This window comes from Chromatiaceae bacterium (genome assembly GCA_024235395.1).
In the GTDB taxonomy this organism is placed as follows: Bacteria; Pseudomonadota; Gammaproteobacteria; order Chromatiales; family Chromatiaceae; genus Thiosocius.
Genome location: JACKMK010000004.1, coordinates 770823 through 788328, shown reverse-complemented (window position 1 = coordinate 788328; position 17506 = coordinate 770823). Strand labels below are relative to the sequence as shown.

Annotated in this window: 15 protein-coding genes; 9 read left to right on the top strand and 6 right to left on the bottom strand. The window is 63.8% G+C overall.

The features are described 5' to 3' along the window. Nucleotides 1-2: 2 nt before the first annotated feature. The 4 genes from chrA to H6955_22045 all read right to left on the bottom strand — a co-directional run bounded on the left by chrA (nt 3) and on the right by H6955_22045 (nt 5901). Nucleotides 3-1226: a chromate efflux transporter gene (gene chrA / locus H6955_22060; protein ID MCP5316257.1), complete on the bottom strand. Its 1224-nt coding sequence runs from the start codon at nt 1224-1226 to the stop codon at nt 3-5. Nucleotides 1227-1494: 268 nt separating this feature from the next. After that, nucleotides 1495-2544, bottom strand: a complete 1050-nt coding sequence (locus H6955_22055; protein MCP5316256.1) for an ethylbenzene dehydrogenase — start codon at nt 2542-2544, stop codon at nt 1495-1497. Nucleotides 2545-2818: 274 nt separating this feature from the next. Continuing rightward, the gene (locus tag H6955_22050) at nt 2819-4174 is read right to left on the bottom strand and encodes a sigma-54-dependent Fis family transcriptional regulator (protein MCP5316255.1); all 1356 of its coding nucleotides are present in this window, start codon (nt 4172-4174) and stop codon (nt 2819-2821) included. Beyond that, nucleotides 4171-5901, bottom strand: coding sequence for a histidine kinase (locus H6955_22045; GenBank protein MCP5316254.1), 1731 nt, complete (start codon nt 5899-5901; stop codon nt 4171-4173). The genes H6955_22050 and H6955_22045 overlap by 4 nt, the downstream gene beginning before the upstream one ends. Before the next feature lie 381 nt (nt 5902-6282). Between H6955_22045 and H6955_22040 the strand changes: the two genes are divergently transcribed. From H6955_22040 to H6955_22000, 9 genes are all read left to right on the top strand, one after another. Beyond that, nucleotides 6283-6552, top strand: coding sequence for an RAQPRD family integrative conjugative element protein (locus H6955_22040; GenBank protein MCP5316253.1), 270 nt, complete (start codon nt 6283-6285; stop codon nt 6550-6552). A gap of 9 nt (nt 6553-6561) precedes the next feature. Beyond that, nucleotides 6562-6792, top strand: a complete 231-nt coding sequence (locus tag H6955_22035) for a TIGR03758 family integrating conjugative element protein (GenBank protein MCP5316252.1) — start codon at nt 6562-6564, stop codon at nt 6790-6792. A 104-nt stretch (nt 6793-6896) separates the two neighbouring features. Further along, nucleotides 6897-7247, top strand: coding sequence for a TIGR03745 family integrating conjugative element membrane protein (locus H6955_22030; protein ID MCP5316251.1), 351 nt, complete (start codon nt 6897-6899; stop codon nt 7245-7247). A gap of 3 nt (nt 7248-7250) precedes the next feature. Beyond that, nucleotides 7251-7634: a TIGR03750 family conjugal transfer protein gene (locus H6955_22025; protein MCP5316250.1), complete on the top strand. Its 384-nt coding sequence runs from the start codon at nt 7251-7253 to the stop codon at nt 7632-7634. Beyond that, nucleotides 7606-8265 carry a TIGR03746 family integrating conjugative element protein gene (locus H6955_22020; GenBank protein ID MCP5316249.1) on the top strand — a complete coding sequence of 220 codons (660 nt, stop codon included), beginning with the start codon at nt 7606-7608 and terminating at the stop codon, nt 8263-8265. The genes H6955_22025 and H6955_22020 overlap by 29 nt, the downstream gene beginning before the upstream one ends. A 17-nt stretch (nt 8266-8282) precedes the next feature. Next, nucleotides 8283-9086, top strand: coding sequence for a TIGR03749 family integrating conjugative element protein (locus H6955_22015; protein ID MCP5316248.1), 804 nt, complete (start codon nt 8283-8285; stop codon nt 9084-9086). A 4-nt stretch (nt 9087-9090) separates the two neighbouring features. After that, nucleotides 9091-10506, top strand: coding sequence for a TIGR03752 family integrating conjugative element protein (locus tag H6955_22010; protein MCP5316247.1), 1416 nt, complete (start codon nt 9091-9093; stop codon nt 10504-10506). Next, nucleotides 10463-10918: a TIGR03751 family conjugal transfer lipoprotein gene (locus H6955_22005; protein MCP5316246.1), complete on the top strand. Its 456-nt coding sequence runs from the start codon at nt 10463-10465 to the stop codon at nt 10916-10918. The genes H6955_22010 and H6955_22005 overlap by 44 nt, the downstream gene beginning before the upstream one ends. 5 nt (nt 10919-10923) lie before the next feature. Beyond that, the gene (locus H6955_22000; GenBank protein MCP5316245.1) at nt 10924-13647 is read left to right on the top strand and encodes a conjugative transfer ATPase; all 2724 of its coding nucleotides are present in this window, start codon (nt 10924-10926) and stop codon (nt 13645-13647) included. 252 nt (nt 13648-13899) lie between these two features. Here the strand turns inward: H6955_22000 and H6955_21995 are convergent, their stop codons facing one another. Then, complete coding sequence (locus tag H6955_21995; GenBank protein MCP5316244.1) at nt 13900-14352, bottom strand: hypothetical protein; 453 nt, start codon at nt 14350-14352, stop codon at nt 13900-13902. Further along, nucleotides 14349-17498, bottom strand: a complete 3150-nt coding sequence (locus H6955_21990) for an efflux RND transporter permease subunit (GenBank protein ID MCP5316243.1) — start codon at nt 17496-17498, stop codon at nt 14349-14351. The genes H6955_21995 and H6955_21990 overlap by 4 nt, the downstream gene beginning before the upstream one ends. Nucleotides 17499-17506 lie beyond the last annotated feature (8 nt).

The window sequence follows — 17506 nt, the reverse complement described above, 5'->3', positions numbered from 1 at the left end:
CGTCAGCCGTGAGGCGCGGCGAGCCCCAGCGCCATGCTACCGGCTACAGTGGCAACGACCACCAGCCAGGGCGGTGCCTTCCAGGCGGTCAGAAGGATAAAGGCGGAGATCGCAACTGCGAAATCGGTGGCGGAAAGCACCGCGCTGGTCCAGATCGGTTGATAGAGCGCGGCGCCCAGAATGCCGACTACTGCGGCGTTGGTGCCGGCCATCCCAGCGCGGGCGGATGTGCTGCGGCGCAGGGTATCCCAGAAGGGCAGCATGCCCATCAACAACAGCATGCCCGGCAGGAAAATGCCGAGTAGCGCGACGCCGGCACCAAGGAGGCCATCAGGACCCGGTTCGGCGATGGCGCCGAGGTAGGCGGCAAACGTGAACAGAGGGCCGGGCACGGCCTGGGTCGCACCGTACCCGGCCAGGAAGGCGTCGGCGCTAACCCAGCCGCTTTCGACGACCCGGGCCTCGAGCAGGGGAAGGACCACGTGGCCGCCGCCGAATACCAGCGCCCCGGCACGGTAGAAGGCCTCGAACAGCGCGAGCGTCTGTGTTGGCCAAAAAGCAATCGTGACGGGTAGGCCGAGCAAAAGCACGAAGAACAGTGCGATCAGCAGCAATCCCAGGCGCCGGGAGATCTTTACGGGGAGGTGGCCTTCGGATCTGCTATCCAGTAGACGGCACCAGAAAGTCCCGAAAATGGCCCCGGCCGCAATCGCGGCGACCTGACCGAACGCGGTCGGGATGAATGTCACGATCAATAACGCAGCGAGCGCGATCGTTGCCCTCTGTGGGTCCGGTGCGAGGCTGCGCGCCATGCCCCAGACCGCCTGCGCGACGATAGCGACCGCCACGAGCTTAAGACCATGGATTGCGTGCTGCCCCATCGTGCCGCCAAACGATTCCGCGGCGAACGCGAATGCCAGCAGCAGTGCAACCGAGGGGAGGGTGAATGCGACCCAGGCGAGCATCGCGCCGGCCGGGCCGCCACGCAGATACCCCAAGGCAAATCCGACTTGGCTGCTAGCCGGTCCCGGTAGGAACTGGCACAACGCAACCAGATCCGCATAGGCGGCCTCGCTGAGCCAGCGCCGTCGCAATACCAACTCATCGCGAAAGTAGCCGAGGTGTGCGATGGGGCCACCAAATGAAGTCAATCCGAGCTTGAGAAACGCCCGGAAGACTTCGCCAGGTACGCGATCGTGCGTCTTCGCTGATGAGTTCGGTTGCAAGGTGACGCCTCCGTAGGGCGTGTGCTAGCGGCGAAATAACTCAGGAATCCGATGTGAGGCGGCATCCTGGTGTCACCGAAGGTAACCCGCGGATTATGAAGTAGTGGGTTGGGAACGCGCATGGGGATCAGCGAGTTAGGTGTTGGCAGCGGAAGCGAGTGGGGCGCTTCGATTTTCGCGGCGGCTCGAACCGCCGCGGGACGAGAAACGAAAGGGTGAATCTATCTGGGCGGGTGGCCGCCCCGGCCACCCGCGTTCATCGTTGCGGTTACGGCTCGAACACCAGCGTCACGGGCCGCTTGATGAAGGCATGCCGGACCTGGGCGTTGTCAAAGGCCGACACGCCGAACAGGTAGCCCTTGTTCAGGTCGTCGAACTGCACGTCGTACTTGCTGCCTGTCACCAGCTTGCGCGCCATCTCCACGGTCCAGACACCATCCTTCCAGGCCATGCCGGCGGCGATGTCACCGGCATCCCCTTCGAACGGTGCCACCATGATCGAGGCGACCTCGTCACCGGGCTCGAACCTGCTGTCATCGAACGGCGCCTTGTCCTCTGCCTTCAACCAGTAGGTGCCGCCCTTGTTGGCCGCCTTGCCATCCTTGTTCATGAACTCCGGCTTGCCATCCTTGAGTTCGATGTTCTTGTAACCGCCGCCAGTCTTCGGATCGCCATGCCGGCCGGCACCCTTGTTCTTTTCCTGGTCGAAGCGCATGTGATCGAGATACTGGTCATGGATCTGCCCCACTGGTCCGGTGCGCACCGTCTTGACGTGCCAGATGTCGCCCATTTCGCCTTCTTTCTCTGTGTACTTGTTGCCGTAGGGCTTCGGCGGTTCGTCGTCGTGGCAGGCGGCAAAGCAGCCGTCCGAGTCGAAGTCCGCGATCGAGTCGCCAATCGGCCAGATCAGCGCGGACTTGTCCTCATAGACCTTGTTGTTGTCGCCGCCCTTGTCGTCCGGGTCCTTGAGCTTCTTCCAGCTGCCGTCGGCCTGCTTGACGTAAGGCATGCGCTGCTGCGAATGCGTCGGGTCCTGGTATTGCAGCACCATGTACAGCATGTCGCCGACGCGGGCCGCTTTGATGGTCCCGCTGGTCTTGCCGGTGCCGCCGAAGTTTTCGCCCTTGCCGAAATTGAGTTCGACCGCCGCTGCCGACTGCCAGACAGGGTCGTCGGCGACGCCGTCCAGCACCGGCGCGGTGTCCGCTTTGACTGCGGTGAGCGTGTTGGGGGCGGCTTGGGCCGCGGTTTGAAAGGCCGCGGCCGCCACAAACACTGCCGGCAGGGTGGCGGTCAGGATAGTCTTGCGAATTTTCATCCGGCTTAGTCCTCCGATTGATGGTCTCTGTTATGTGATCTGGAGGTCGGTCGTGGCACACGCGGTCGACGCCCAGATGTGCAAGTCGTCGCCGAGGGGGGCTAGCCTTGTCGGCCGGCTCTGCTCGCGCGCACGCCTGTCGGAGGATGCATCGGGCAAACAACGTGCCACGTGACCGCCAGGTGCAATCGCAGCGGTATTGCGGGTTCAAACAATGGGTTGGCCGTTATTTGCAGGGGCTGGGTGTCATTAATCAATGACAACTGTCATAAAGTCATGACAGTCCCCAACGCTTCATGCGGTCATAGATATTCTGTCGCGCGATGCCGCTGATGCGCGCCGCCTCGCTGACGTTGCCCTCGGCCGCGTCCAGCAGTCGTTCGAGATACGACCGTTCAAACAGAGCGCGCTCGTCCTCGTACTTCAACAGGCCTGCGGGCGGGAAGGGGGTATCTTCGGCGGTGCGCAGGTGTTCCAGATGAGTGCTGCCGACCGGACCGCCAGGATGCAAAGCCACCAGTCGCTCGATCGCGTGCCGCAACTGGCGAACGTTGCCTGGCCAGGGATGGTTCTCCATTAACCGGATCGCGTCGGGTGTGAACGGTCCGATCTGCTTGTTGAACTTGCGGTTGAAGAGTTCGAGGAAGTACAGCGCAAGGGCGAGGATGTCCTCGCGGCGCTCCCGCAACGGCGGGATGCGCAGCGCGACCACGTTGATGCGGTAGTACAGGTCTTCGCGGAACAACTTGCTCCGCACCTCGTCGGCAAGACAGCGGTTGCAGGCGCAGATCAGGCGGAAGTCACTCGATCTGAGGCTGCTTCCGCCGAGGCGGTGAAAGCTGCGTTCCTGCAGTACGCGCAGCAGACTGCTCTGCAGCTTGGGACTCATGTCCGCGACCTCGTCGAGGAACAAGGTCCCGCCATCGGCCTGTTCCAGATAGCCGGGGGTGGCCTTGGCTGCCCCGGTGAAGGCACCCTTTTCGTAGCCGAACAGCGTGCTTTCGAGCAATTGTTCGGACAGCGCGCCGCAGTTCACGGCGAGAAACGGCCCGGCCGAGCGCGGGCTGCCGGCGTGCAGTAGGTGCGACACAAGCTCCTTGCCGGTGCCGCTCTCGCCCTCGAGCAGCACGGTGGTGTCCAGCACCGCCACCTGCTGGATCTGTTGCAGCAGCTGTTCGATCGCGGGCGACTGCCCGATCAGCGTCCGACCCTCGCCGCGACCGTCCAGGGTGCGCCGCAGGTTGTCGATCTCGCGGTAGGCGCGATCGAGTTCCAGCGCCTTGTCGATCGTATTTTCGAGGCTCTCGATGTCGGTGAACGGTTTGGTGAGGTAATCGAACAGCCCCTCGCGCACCGCCCGCACGGCGTCGCGGACGTCGGCGTAGCCGGTGATCATGATCGCGATCTGATGGGGGCGCTCGCGACGCATCTCCTGGATCAGGTCGAGCCCGCTGCCATCCGGCAGTCGCTGGTCCATCAGGACCAGGTTGTAGTCGTTGCCGCGGAACCGACGCCGCGCGTTGGCGGCGTCCGTTGCCACTTCGAGTGTTTCCGGGCGCTTTCGGAACAGGTTCTCGAACAGCTTGACCGTGTGGCGGTCGTCGTCGACGAGCAGGATCTTGCAGGTCACGCCAGTATGTCCTTGTCAGATGGTTTGTCGGGCAACCACAACGCAAAAACCGCGCCACCGTCGGGACGATTCTCGCCGGTCGCGCGACCGTCATGTAGCATCGCGACGTGCTGGACAACCGCGAGCCCGAGCCCCGTCCCGCTCGGTTGGGTGGTGAAGAATGGTGTGAACAGGTTTTTCCGGACCTCTTGCGACAGGCCCGGCCCCCGGTCGCTGACCGTGAGCGACCAACCCGGCCGGGAATCCGGCCCCGCCCGCCGTTGCAGGTTGACCTGGATCACACCGTCCGCTGGGCTGACCTGGGTCGCGTTCGACAGCAGGTTGAACAGGGCATGGCGCACCAGTACCGGGTCGACGTCGAGAATCAACGGTGGCTGTGGCAGTTGGGCATCGATGGCAGGGTGTCGGTCCGTGCTCTGCTGGAATAGCGCGATGGTCTCCGTGATGAGGTCGGTCATCTCGGTCGGCTTGCGCTCGAAGCGCGAGACCTTGGTAAACGCCAGCATGCGCTGCAGAAAGGCGTGGCTGTCGGTGCCGGCCTGGCGAATATCGGCCAGCAGTTCGCGCACCCGCACCGGGTCGTCGGCCTCGCGCTCGGCCAGCTGCGCCATGTTGACCACGCCGACCAGCGGATTGTTGATCTGGTGCGCGATCTCGCTGATCGTCCGCCCGACCTCGGATAGCTTTTCGATCTGCACGATACGTTGGTGTTCGGTGCTGAGTCGGGCGAATTGCGTCTCCATCTCGCGCTGGCGACGGTAGTCCCGCTCGACGCGATCGAGGATCACGTAAAAGAGCCCAAAGACCAGGGCGCCCGCCAACAGGCTGAGGACTGCCGCGGCGGCCAGCGATTCGCGGAAACCGGCCTGCAGACTCGTGACATCGCGGATCACGACCATGTCGCCGATCTCCCGCCCGGCGGCGTCGTTCAGCGGGAGGACCGCCGTGTACAGGGACTTGTCGCCGTCGACCGAAGCTGTGCCAACGGAATCCGCGTGATCGATGCCGTCGAGTCGCCTCGCGACAAACGCCGGGACTTCATCAAGGGTGTTGCTGAGGACGGCGAATTCGCTGGCGTCACCGACACCGTCAGGGCGAGTGTCGGGTGCCAGGAAACGCCGGTGTACCGTCACCAGCAGGTCCACGCCGAGCGCCTGGTGAATCTCATCGCCGATGTGGCCGATCTCCTCACCCAGTTCCAGGAATCCAATCAGCTGCCCATCGACGCGCCAGGGTTTGACGGCACGCAAGGTCAGGGTGCCGAGCGGCCCGAGCTCGATGCCCTGCGTCTCGCGGCCGCTCTGTTCTGCCTGCAGGGTTGTGGAGCGGCTGACGATGTCACCACGCACCTCGGGTTGATGGACACGCAGGACCACGCGGCGGTCGGTGTCCAGGAGGTAGAAATGGGTGACGCGGTGCTGGTCGCGCAAGCGGTTGAAAAGCGGCATGACCTTGGCGAGCAGTGCCTCGCGGTCACCGTTGCGGAAGGCGGTCATCACCGTTTCGTCGCGGCTGATCGGGCAGAGTGCGGCATGCAGACGCGCGGCGTCGTTGTCGATCTGCAGGTTGAACAGGCGTTCGACGGCACGCACGCTGGTCGCCAGGTCCTGCTGGCGGGCCTTCTCCTCGTACAGGTAGGCGATCAAAAAAAGAGCGCCCACAGCCAGCACCAGCAGCAGGGTGAATGGGATGAGGATTGGGCCTTTGACCTTGTCGCGCGGCTGGATCACTTTTCGGGAGGGACCTTCCTATCTTGAGCTACGGAACACTACGCCATGGCGGCAGCGTACCAAAACCGCCGAGTGCAGGTGGACAGCCTTTCAGTGGATAGCTCGCTGCACTCTCTCCGCAGCGGGGTTCAAGTGCAAAGCGGGGATCAATAGCGTGTGTTTGGTGGAGACACCCACGAATGGTTTCAGGCGCAGTGCCTAGCTTTTGCTGTACATGCTCGAGATCGCGTTTTTTCCATGATCCATTGTTTTTGAAATCACGCGTCCCTCTGACTTGGTTTCTCATTTCCTCGTTTCTTCCGGCATTCCACCATGCGCGCCATGTGCACCACCGGAAAGAATTTGATGGGCATCACTCAAGCGCTTGTCGCAGGGACCATGGCGGCCGCCTTCGCTGTAGGGTCCGCCATGGCAGACGCCGATGCAGAACGCGAAGCCCTTGCACGTCTGACCCATGAACTCGAAGCGCTCGAGCCCCTGCTGCGCACCGCTGAATCGCAGGCGAATCCCGACGCCCGCATCCGTTTCCGATACGACTGGCTGCGACAAGACCTGATTCGAGTGCGGTTGGGAATCCAAGAGCACATCGATGCGCCGCGCGCTGAACCTCGCACCTTTCCGCCGCTTCGCGGTGACTACCGCCGGTGATGTGCCGAGATGACGCCCGCACAAAGTGCCGCCTTCCAAGCCGGATCCGGCATTACGCCGGGAACCCTGCTGACCGGTATAGCCGGCGTGGTGCTGGTGCTCGCCTTCGTGTGGGTGATCTGGGTGACGCTCGGCACCTTTCGGGCATGGCAAGACGGGCAGGTCGGGGTGTTAGACCTGACCTGGGGTGCGCTGCGCGCCAGCATCGTGCTCCTCGTGCTGGGTTTCTATCTGAATTGACAGGGCGGTGCGGCCGTTTCCACGCGCATCGCATCTTACGGCTCGGGGACGAACCCCGGCATGTTGTGAACAGGGGGCGACCCCGAGGTCTCGGAGAGCAGGTAATGACGGTGAAGAGCATGAGTAAGAGGCTAGTGGCGGCAGGGCTGCTGGGCATGACGGCGGCACAGTCGGTATGGGCGGCACTGCCGACCCCGGTGGCGCCCAGTACGGCACCGGCGGCTGGTGACTGGATTGCGCTCATCAAGGGCTATATCAAGGACGGCGGTCTGGTGTTGGGTCTCGCCATCGCCGTGCTCGGCTTTCTTTGGATCGCCTATCTCGGTTTTGCCAAGTTCAACGAGGCACGACAAGGCAAGGCGGAGTGGGCCGAGGTGGGCGTGCTCGGCGTTGTCGGGGCAGTCGTGCTGATCTTCGCAAGCTACCTCCTTACCGAGGCTGCAGGCGTCATCTGAGCTATGGGACCGAACCTTCACGACATCCTGGCCGACCGGCTGAATGCCGAGCCGGCCATCTTCAAGGGCTGCTCGTCGTCGGAGCTGGGCGTCATCGTCGGGGTGGCCTCACTCGTCTGGTTACCCGTCAGTCTGGTGCTGGCGGGCCTGATGGGTGCGGTCACGATGGGCTTTGGTTTGGCCGGTGTGGGCGTCGTGGCCACGGTGGTGGTCACGGCGACGCTGTTCCAGCGTTTGAAGCGCAATCGTCCAGACGGTTACTACCAACAGCGGTTCGTCGTCTGGCTACACGACAAGGGCCTGCGACGTTCCACGCTCGTGCGCCGCAGCGGCAGCTGGGATATCGGCAGGACAGGGCATGCGTCGCTACCGCTACGAGATCGATAACGTCCGTGCGCACCTGCGCTCGCTCTGGGCCGTCATCGGGCTGCAGGCACTGGTCATCTTTGCACTCTGGTTCGGCTGGAGCCAGGCGCCGAAGACCTTGACCGTGCACGTGCCGCCGGACCTGCGATCTGGTGCGGTACTGGCGATCGACCAGGTCCCGCCGGCGAATGTCTATGCCTTTGCCTTCTACATCTTCCAACAGCTCAACCGCTGGCCGGAAGACGGGGCGCGCGACTACGGCCGCGCGATCTTCTCGGTCTCGCCATACCTGACACCCAGGTACCGCACGGACCTGATCGCTGACATGGAGCTCAAGGGCCGCCAGGGCGAGCTCGCCTACCGCGTGCGTGGTATGCAGGAGGTACCGGGGCACGGCTACGAGGAGCGTCGTGTCGATGTGTTGAACGGCGGCGTCTGGGTCGTGTGGCTGGACCTCGACCTCTACGAATCAGTGAAGGGCATGACGGTAAAGAAGACCGCGATCCGCTACCCGCTGCGCGTCGTCCGTCATGCGGTCGATCTCGAGGCCAACCCCTGGGGACTGGCGCTCGACGGGTTCGCCGGGGAAGGGCCACGGCGGTTGAGCGAGGCGGAGCTCGCCGAACAAGGCGAACAGGGCAGCAAAGGCTGAAAAAGACAGGAACGGACATGCGAACCAAACTCAATAAGAACCCAGTGGTGCTCTGTGCGATCCTATGTCTCGCACCCGTCATCGCCTGGGCGAACACCACGGATGGCGAAGCGCCGGCACCGGAGCGCATCACCTGGCAGAAGACGCCGATCGTGGTGGCGCTGACGGTCGGCAAGGAGCGGCGTGTTGATTTCCCGGGCCCGGTCAAAGTCGGCTTGCCCCCGGCAATCCAGTCGGCACTCCGGGTGCAGAGCGTCGCCGGCACCGTGTATCTGCTGGCGCACCAGCCGTTCGAGGCGACCCGGGTCATGGTCCGCGCGGTCGACAGCGGGGCCGTCTACCTGCTGGATCTCTCTGCCGACAACGAGGGCGAACCGAAACCTGCAATCCAGATTCTTGAACCCGAGACGCGAATTGCGGGTGCGGCAACAGATGAGGGGACGCCACCACCGGAACTGCCGGCCTACGGTTACGTCACGCTGACACGGTTCGCGGCCCAGCAGCTCTACGCACCCGCGCGGCTGCTGCATGATCTCCCCGGTGTGGTGCGCGTGCCGGTGCGTCACGAAGCGGTGCGCCTGGTTCGCGCTGCGCCGATCGAGGCCAGCCCATTGGTCGCCTGGCGCGCCAGTGGGCTCTACATCACCGCAGTGAAGCTGAGAAATCTCGGCACCCAGGCCGTGACACTGGACCCCCGCACGCTGCGCGGCAGCTGGCTGACAGCCGCCTTCCAGCACAACCGCCTGCATCCCGCCGGTGACGAGTCCGACACGACGGCCCTCTACCTGATCTCCGCGCGGCCCTTCGAGACTTCGCTCTGATTCCATGGCCATAGCGACCAGCAATCGACTCCTACCGATCCTCGCCGGCAGCGTGTTGCTGATCCTGGTGTTCGTGACCACGAAGTCGTGCTCCCCGGACGAGGAGGCCGCGGTGGTGCTCGACAGTGTCCCGGAGGCCCCGGCGCCGGATGCCGACACGCCCGCCGACACGATCAAGACGCTGACCGCCAATGTCGCGGCGATGACCACCGAGGTCGAGGCGCTGCGACGGGACAACGCCGCGCTGCGCAGGGAAAACCAGGGGCTGATGACGAGCCGGACCCAGATCGAGGAGAACGTCGCGACCCGTCTGAAGCGCGAGCTGCTTGCCAGAGAGAAGACCCAGGCCAATCGGGACCGGGTCGACGCCGGGGTGCTCTCGTCCTTGACCGCGCGCGTCGATGCATTGGCCGAGTCGCTGTCGAAACCCCAAACCCTTGCACCTGCGAACGATATCCCCGTGGGGCTGGGGCTTGATGGGTTAGGCAATGGCGCCAACGCTGAGATCCATTGGATCGAGCCCCTGGATCATCAACCGGTGGATCCGGAAGACCAAGCCAGGACGGGACCAGGAATGCTGCAGCGGGTAACGCGTAGCGCCGGTGGCTACCTGGACACCGCCACGACCAAGACGGGAGATGTAGCTCGAGGTGTCGGCGACCGCATCGAACGGGCGCGCACCCAGCCCGTCTATACGGTCCCGCGCAATGCCACGCTGATCGGTTCGACGGCTATGACCGCGCTGGTCGGTCGCGTACCTGTGCAGGGGCAGGTGCGTGATCCGATGCCGTTCAAGATCATCACCGGCGCGGACAACCTGGCCGCCAACGGCCTCACTGTGCCGGGCGTGCAGGGCATGGTGTGGAGCGGCACGGCCGTCGGCGACTGGACGCTCTCCTGCGTGACCGGGCGCCTCGACTCGGTGACCTTCGTGTTCGACGACGGAACCATTCGGACCCTGTCTTCGGACGACCGGCAGGCGGGCAGTGGTGGCGCCGACGAACCGCTCGGCTGGATCTCCGATGCCCAGGGCATCCCCTGCATCAGCGGCGCGCGTAAGACCAACGCCCCGGCCTTCCTGAGCCAACGGATCGGCGTGATGGCGATCCAGGCCGCGGCCCAGGCAGCGGCCGCGGCAGAGACCACGTCGGTGGTGAGCGACGCCGGCAGCGTCACCAACAGCGTGACCGGCGAGGCGGGCACCTACGTCCTCGGCAAGACCGTCGAAGGCGGCAGCAACGAGGTCGCCAAGTGGCTCCTGGAACGTCAGGCCCAGAGTTTCGACGCGGTGTTCGTGGCGGCCGGTACCCAGGTGGCCATCCATGTCGACCGCGAACTCCCCATTGACCTCGATCCCATCGGCAGGAAATTGACCCATGCGACCACGACGCAAGCAAGTCACCGTACGTCTCTCGACTAGCCTGGCCTCGATCCTGCTGGTCGCCGGCTGTGCCAGCACCAAAGAGGCGGTGCTGCCGCAGGACGGGCACTCGATGAAGGCCATCTATGACGCCCATGTCGAGGCGATGGGGGCGCGCGATCCCCAGGCCTGGCAAGGACAGCTCGGCGGCCGGCCGTTGACCGCGAGCGAGGTGCCGCTCGACCGCTACACGCGCGATGCCCACAACGAGCTCGAGACGACCTTCCCGCGTCTGCCGAATCCGACCTTGCGGATGTACGTGTTCCCGCACCTGGCAACCGATGAGCGCGTGCCGGTACCGGGTTATGTCACCACCTTTCCGATGTACGAGCGGGTCGAGTACGCCTTGCCCGGCGAGGTGCCATCGGTTGGGGCAGGCAACACACCGAAACACGATGGCGACACCCCTTGAAGGCCATGACAGAAGCCCGCTCAAGCGACACGCCGCTGAGCCCGGCCGTGCGCTCCGCCGACATCAGGCGCGGCTATGACCGCCCGCCGTCCTTTACCGATCTGTTGCCTTGGGTGGAATACATCCCGGAGAGTCGCGCCTTCCTGCTAGAGGACGGGGTGAGTGTAGGTGCCCTGTTCGAGCTGGAGCCGGTCGGCGCCGAGGCGCGTACGGAGGCCTTCATGGTCCAGCTGCGCGATGCCGTGCAGACCGCACTGACCGAGGCGATCCCGGAACTCGACGATGCTCCGTGGATCCTGCAGGTCTATGTGCAGGACGAACCGAGTCTGACCCGGTTTCAGCGCGAGGCGGCGGCCTATGCCCAGCCGGGCGCACGCGACTCCACCTTCACCCGGCACTACCAGGCGGCCGTTGCCGCGCATCTGGCGAGGATCAGTCGGCCCGGCGGCCTGTTCGAGGATGCCGCGGTCACCGGCACCCGCTGGCGCGGTCAGACCCGGCGTGTCCGTGCCGTGCTCTATCGGCGCCTGAAGCCAGGCGGCAGACGCGCGCCCGCCATCGAGGTCGAGGCGGCCCTGAACGACGTGGCGACGAAGTGGGTGGCGGCGCTGGCCAGTGCGGGCATACGTGCCCGGCGGGGCAGCGGCGAGGATCTCTACACCTGGCTGTTGCCCTGGTTCAATCCGAACCCAGCGCCCGCCGACGGCGACCCGGACAACCTCCTCGAGATCGCACCCTATCCCGGCGACGAGGACCTGCCGTACGGGTACGACTTTGCAGAGCGGCTGACCCTCGGCATGCCGCGTTCGGACAACGCCACCGCCACATGGTGGTTCGATGGTCTGCCGCACACCCTGGTCACAGTGCAGGGTCTGCGACGTGCGCCCGAGATCGGGCATATGACCGGTGAACGTCAGGCCGGCGATCATGTGTTTGCCCTGTTCGACCGTCTGCCCGAGCACACGGTGATGGTCCTGACCCTGACGGTGCGGCCACAGGACCTGACCCGAAACCACATCAACCAGGTCAGGCGGGCCGCGGTCGGTGATTCCGCGGAGGCCGCGCTCACCCGGGAGGATGCCGAAGCCGTCGAGCGCGAAATGGCGCAGGGTAACAAGCTCTACCCGTTGAGCATCGCCTTCTACCTGCGTAGCGACGACCTCAACGACTTGCGCACCAACACCAACCGCCTGAACGCCCTGTTGCTGCCAAACGGCCTGCAGCCGATCACGCAGGAAGCCGACCTCCTGGCGCTGGACGCCTACATCCGCAATCTGCCGATGGCCTATGACCCGCATCTCGACAAACTGAACCGCCGGTCACGCCTGGTCTTCTCGCGCCACACCGCGAACCTGCTGCCGGTCTATGGCCGATCGCGCGGCACCGGTCATCCGGGCCTGGTGTTCTTCAACCGGGGTGCCGAGCCGTTGGTCTTCGATCCACTGCATCGGGAGGACCGAAAGAAGAACGCCCACATGCTGATCCTCGGCCCGACCGGGGCCGGCAAGTCGGCGCTGCTGGTCTATCTGCTGCAGCAGATGGCGGCCGTCTACCGGCCACGCCTGTTCATCATCGAGGCTGGGGGCTCGTTCTCATTGCTCGGTCAGCATTTCGCGGCCAACGGCCTGACGCTCAACCAGGTGACGCTCAATCCCAATGCCGACGTCAGCCTGCCACCGTTTGCCGATGCCCTCAGGCTGCTGGAGAAAGAACGCCGGCTGCGCATCGTCGAAGATCCGAACGCCCTTGCCGACGACGAAGACGAAGACGCGGACGAGGAGGGCACTGGCCGCGACATCCTGGGTGAGATGGAGATCGCTGCACGGATCATGATCACTGGTGGCGACGAGCGTGAAGACGCGCGCATGACCCGCGCCGACCGGCTGCTCATCCGCAATGCGATCTTCCTCGCCGCGAAGACCGCCCGGGAGTCAGGCCAGGACCAGGTGCTTACCGAAGATGTCGTTGCTGCGCTGAATACGATCGGTCGCAACACCAGCCTGCCCGAACATCGCCGCAACCGGGCGCTGGAGATGGGCGACGGCATGGCGCTGTTTTGCTCGGGCCTGGCAGGCCACTTCTTCAATCGCCCCGGCAGACGCTGGCCGGAGGCGGACGTCACCATCCTGGAGATGGGCATCCTTGCGCGCGAAGGTTACGAGGATCAGCTGACCGTCGCCTACATCTCGATGATGAGCCACATCAACGACCTGGTCGAACGCCACCAGAGCGATGCGCGGCCGACCCTCGTGGTCACCGACGAAGGCCATATCATCACAACCAACCCTTTACTGGCCCGTTACGTGGTCAAGATCACCAAGATGTGGCGCAAGCTCGGCGCCTGGTTCTGGATCGCGACGCAGAATCTCGAGGACTTCCCGGACGCCAGCCGCAAGATGCTGAACATGATGGAGTGGTGGCTCTGTCTGGTTATGCCCAAGGAGGAGATCGAACAGATCGCAAGGTTCAAGGATCTTTCGGCGGAGCAGCGCAGCCTGCTGCTGTCGGCCCGCAAGGAACCGGGCAAGTACGTCGAGGGCGTGGTGCTATCCGACAACCTGGAGGCGCTGTTCCGCAATGTCCCACCGCCATTGTCGCTGGCACTGGCGATGACCGAGAAGCACGAGAAGGCCGAGCGGGCTGACATCATGCGCGAACGCGGATGTACGGAGCTCGAGGCCGTGCATATCGTGGCGGAGCGGATTGCGATGGAGCGGGGTGGGCGATGAAGTTGCTGCACATCATGGGTTGAACTGGTGGATTCCACAATCGGACCCGGGCGGCCTTTCGAAGGGCAGCCGACCACCAGTCCCTAGCCGCGTCAACCAGGACGATGGCAAGTGGTCACCGCGCCTACGAGGGCCGCCAGAACGAACTGCGATATTGCCTAGCTTCACGAAGATTGCGCACATCGGACTTTCGCACATTGTCTGACGCGTCAATGAATACTTGTGCGAAATCGCCACAACCCGCCGAATTGATCAGCTGTGCGGGTCTCCCAGGCCATGGTGCACGAGCCTCACAGCGTTGACGTTGTCCGGCCGCACCGCGAGCGTCTGGGTAAAGTAGGCTCGCCCAGACTTGGCAAAACGCCTGTGATACCGCACGACGCTTGATTCCAAAATCGTACCGTCCGCTGCGAGCAACTCGATGTGGAGGTGACCGGGAATCTGCCCGCGCTGTTGGAATGTCTTGCGCACGGATCCGGAGATCCGAACACCATCGGCCACGGCTGCGACCTGGGTCTGTCCGATGATCACGTTTTTCGAATCTACCCGGTCGATCCCTATCTTGCCATTGGAAGCCAGGTTCGGTGACAGGCTGCTGCATCCGATGGCGGCCAGCAATGTCAGTGATACCACGATGCCGCGCGTGACCAGACGTTGACTGTTTAAGCGCAACACCAACATAGGATTGCTTATCGAGTGATTCATCGGATTTCTCCTGTATGGCTTGAAAGATCACCCGCCGGATCACTGCGGCGGGAAAACCAGCGATACATCGCCGGGACAACGAGCAGCGTAAGGATCGTCGAGGTGACCAGCCCGCCGATAACGACGGCGGCCAGTGGCCGCTGCACTTCGCTACCGGTACCCGTGGCAAGCAGCAGCGGGATTAGTCCGAGGGCTGTCGTGACCGCCGTCATCAGCACCGGGCGCAGGCGAAGTGATGCGCCCTGAATGCTGGCCTCATCGACCGACAGCCCCTGATCCACCAGCTGGTTGAGATAGGTCACCAGCACCATGCCGTTGGTCAGGGCAATGCCGAACAGGGCGATGAACCCCACCGAGGCTGGCACCGACAGGTTTTCGCCCAAAAGCCACAGGCTGATGACGCCGCCGACGAGGGCCAGTGGGATATTGAGCAGAATGAGTACGGTATTCTTGATCGAGCCGAAGCTCGAATACAGCAGCAGGAAGATCAGCGCGAGCGTGATGGGCACGACCAGCGCCAGTCGTTTGTTGGCCTGCTGCGCCAGCTCGAACTGGCCACCCCAGCTGACGATATATCCGGGTGGCAGTGTTACGTCGCGCTCGATCGCTGCCTGCGCCTCCGTAACGAAACCACCGATGTCGCGGCCGACGATATTGGCCTGCACCGTGGCGAAACGCTGGTTGTTTTCGCGCGTGATCTGCCGCGGCCCGACCAGTGTCTCAATGCTGGCCAGTTCGCTCAGCGGCACCCGCTGGCCACTGGGCGCGGTGACCAGCAATCGACCGACGTCGTCTGCCGTTTGGCGATACGGCTCCTGGTAGCGAACATAGATATCGAAGCGCCGCACACCGTCGAATACCTGGCCGGCGGTGACGCCGCCAATGGCAGCACGGATGGTATCCTGTACCTCGCCGAGATTGATGCCGTAACGCGCCAGGGCCTCGCGCTGCGGGCGGATCAGCAACTGCGGCGAGCCGGTGATTTGCTCGGTCTGCACGTCCTTGGCGCCTTCGAGCGTGTTCAGCACTGCCGCGATCTCGTCGGCATACTGCTTGAGCACATTCAGATCGTCGCCGTAAAGCTTGACCGCCAACTCGGCTTTCACACCGCCGACCAATTCATCGACCGTGAGTTGAATCGGCTGTGTCAGGTTGACGAAGACGCCGGGCATGCCGGCGAGGCGTTCGCGTAATGACTCTTCGATCGCCGCCTGGTGGATTCCCGGTCGCCACGCCTGCGCAGGTTTGAGTACAACCAGGGCGTGAACGCTGTTGATCGGGTCCGCATGGGCCCCGACCTCACCGCGGCCGATGCGGCTGACCACCGACTCGATCTCGGGGATCTGCATCATGCGCCGCTCGGCGATCAGGGTCAGCCGTTTGGTCTCTTCCAGGGAGATGGACGGGGCCATGGTCAGATTGACGATCAGGTCGCCCTCGTTGAGCCGCGGCGTGAACTCCATGCCCAGCAGTGGGAACACGCGCAGACCGACCGCGAGAATGCCGACGGCCAGCAACACGGCCAGCCAGCGCTGGCGGACGAAGAAGTGCAGCATCGGTCTGTAGAAATACAGCAGTACACGGACGATGATCGGTTCTCGGGCCAGCAGACTGCCTTTGCCGCTCGCCTGCTGTTCACGCCAAGCCTTGCGCCGGCGCATGAACAGGTCGGCGAACACCGGGGCGGCAATCACCGCGAACAATAGTGAGCCGAACATGGCCAGTGCCACCGTGTAGGCCAGTGGCCGAAACGTCTTGCCCTCGACACCCTGCAGCGTGAACAGTGGCAGGAATACGATGACGACAATGGTAATCGCGAACAGAATCGGGCGTGCCACCTCACGGCAGGCACGGGCAACGGTGCGATGCCGCGGCTCATCCGGGTCCGTTTCGTGCAGCAGGCGGTCAACGTTTTCCGCCATCACGATCGCGCCGTCGACCATCATGCCGATCGCGATCGCCAGTCCACCGAGTGACATCAGGTTGGCCGAGATCCCGAAGTAGCCCATGGCCAGCGTTGCGAACAACACCGAAAACGGAATCGACAGGGCGACCACGAGCGACGGGCGAAGGCCGCCCATGAAGGCCAGCAGCACGATCACCACCAATGCGACCCCCTGCAGTAGGGCATTGCGCACGGTGGCGACCGAGGCCTGCACCAGCTCGCTCTGCTCATAGTAGGGCACGATGCGTACACCCTCGGGCAGGGCTTTTTGCACCTGCTCTACCTTGGCTTCAACCCGGTCGATCACCGTAGAAGCATTGGTGCCGTAGAGTTGCACGACCATACCTGCGACGACTTCTTTCTCGCCGTTGAGGGTCTGCAGCCCACGACGGATGGCACCGCCGACCTCGATGGCCGCGACGTCGCGCAGGTAGACCGGTCGACCGTCGTCGGTCTTGACGACGATGTTGGCCAGATCGTCGACGCCATGGGCTAGGCCTTCGGAACGCACCACGAACTCCTCGGCGTTCGTCGTCAGGAACTGTGCTCCGACACTGACGTTGTTCTCGCGGATGCGGGAAATCACGTCCTGCAGTGATAGGTCGTAGCGCAGCAAGGCCTGCGGATCGATGTTGACCTGGTATTGCTTCTCGAAGCCGCCGATACCGAGTACCTCGGTGACGCCCGGCACCGTCTGCAGCTGGTACTTCACGATCCAGTCCTGGATGGTGCGCAGCTCCTCCAGGCTGTAGTTGCCCGTGGTGTCCTCGAGGTAGTAATACAGGATCAGGCCCATGCCGGTGGAGATGGGCCCCATTTCCGGCTCGCCAAAACCCTCGGGGATCTGCTCGCGGGCCTCCTGCAGGCGTTCGTTGACCAATCGGCGGGTGAAGTAGATGTCCAAGTCGTCTTCGAAATAGACGTTGACCACCGACAGGCCGAAGTTGGAGATGCTGCGGATTTCCTCGATGCCGGGAAGACCCGTCATCGAGGCCTCAACCGGATAGGTGACGTAACGCTCGATCTCCTCTGGCGCCAGACCCTCGGTGATGGTGAAGACCTGCACCAGGTTGGGTGACACATCGGGGAAGGCATCCACCGGCAACAGCGTGTAAGAGCGGTAGCCGGCCCCCATCACCACCAGGACCAGCACCACCACCAGCAGGCGGTTGCCCAGGGCGAAATCGATCAACTTTTCGATCATGTCGA

Excerpts from the sequence above, each read along its gene's own strand:
- H6955_22010 (MCP5316247.1), top strand. The coding sequence starts at position 9,091 with ATGGCCATAGCGACCAGCAATCGACTCCTACCGATCCTCGCCGGCAGC.
- H6955_22030 (MCP5316251.1), top strand. The coding sequence starts at position 6,897 with ATGACGGTGAAGAGCATGAGTAAGAGGCTAGTGGCGGCAGGGCTGCTG.
- H6955_22055 (MCP5316256.1), bottom strand. The coding sequence starts at position 2,544 with ATGAAAATTCGCAAGACTATCCTGACCGCCACCCTGCCGGCAGTGTTT.
- H6955_22015 (MCP5316248.1), top strand. The coding sequence starts at position 8,283 with ATGCGAACCAAACTCAATAAGAACCCAGTGGTGCTCTGTGCGATCCTA.
- H6955_22040 (MCP5316253.1), top strand. The coding sequence starts at position 6,283 with ATGGCGGCCGCCTTCGCTGTAGGGTCCGCCATGGCAGACGCCGATGCA.
- H6955_22005 (MCP5316246.1), top strand. The coding sequence starts at position 10,463 with ATGCGACCACGACGCAAGCAAGTCACCGTACGTCTCTCGACTAGCCTG.
- H6955_22020 (MCP5316249.1), top strand. The coding sequence starts at position 7,606 with ATGCGTCGCTACCGCTACGAGATCGATAACGTCCGTGCGCACCTGCGC.
- H6955_22035 (MCP5316252.1), top strand. The coding sequence starts at position 6,562 with ATGACGCCCGCACAAAGTGCCGCCTTCCAAGCCGGATCCGGCATTACG.
- H6955_22000 (MCP5316245.1), top strand. The coding sequence starts at position 10,924 with ATGACAGAAGCCCGCTCAAGCGACACGCCGCTGAGCCCGGCCGTGCGC.
- H6955_22025 (MCP5316250.1), top strand. The coding sequence starts at position 7,251 with ATGGGACCGAACCTTCACGACATCCTGGCCGACCGGCTGAATGCCGAG.
- H6955_21995 (MCP5316244.1), bottom strand. The coding sequence starts at position 14,352 with ATGAATCACTCGATAAGCAATCCTATGTTGGTGTTGCGCTTAAACAGT.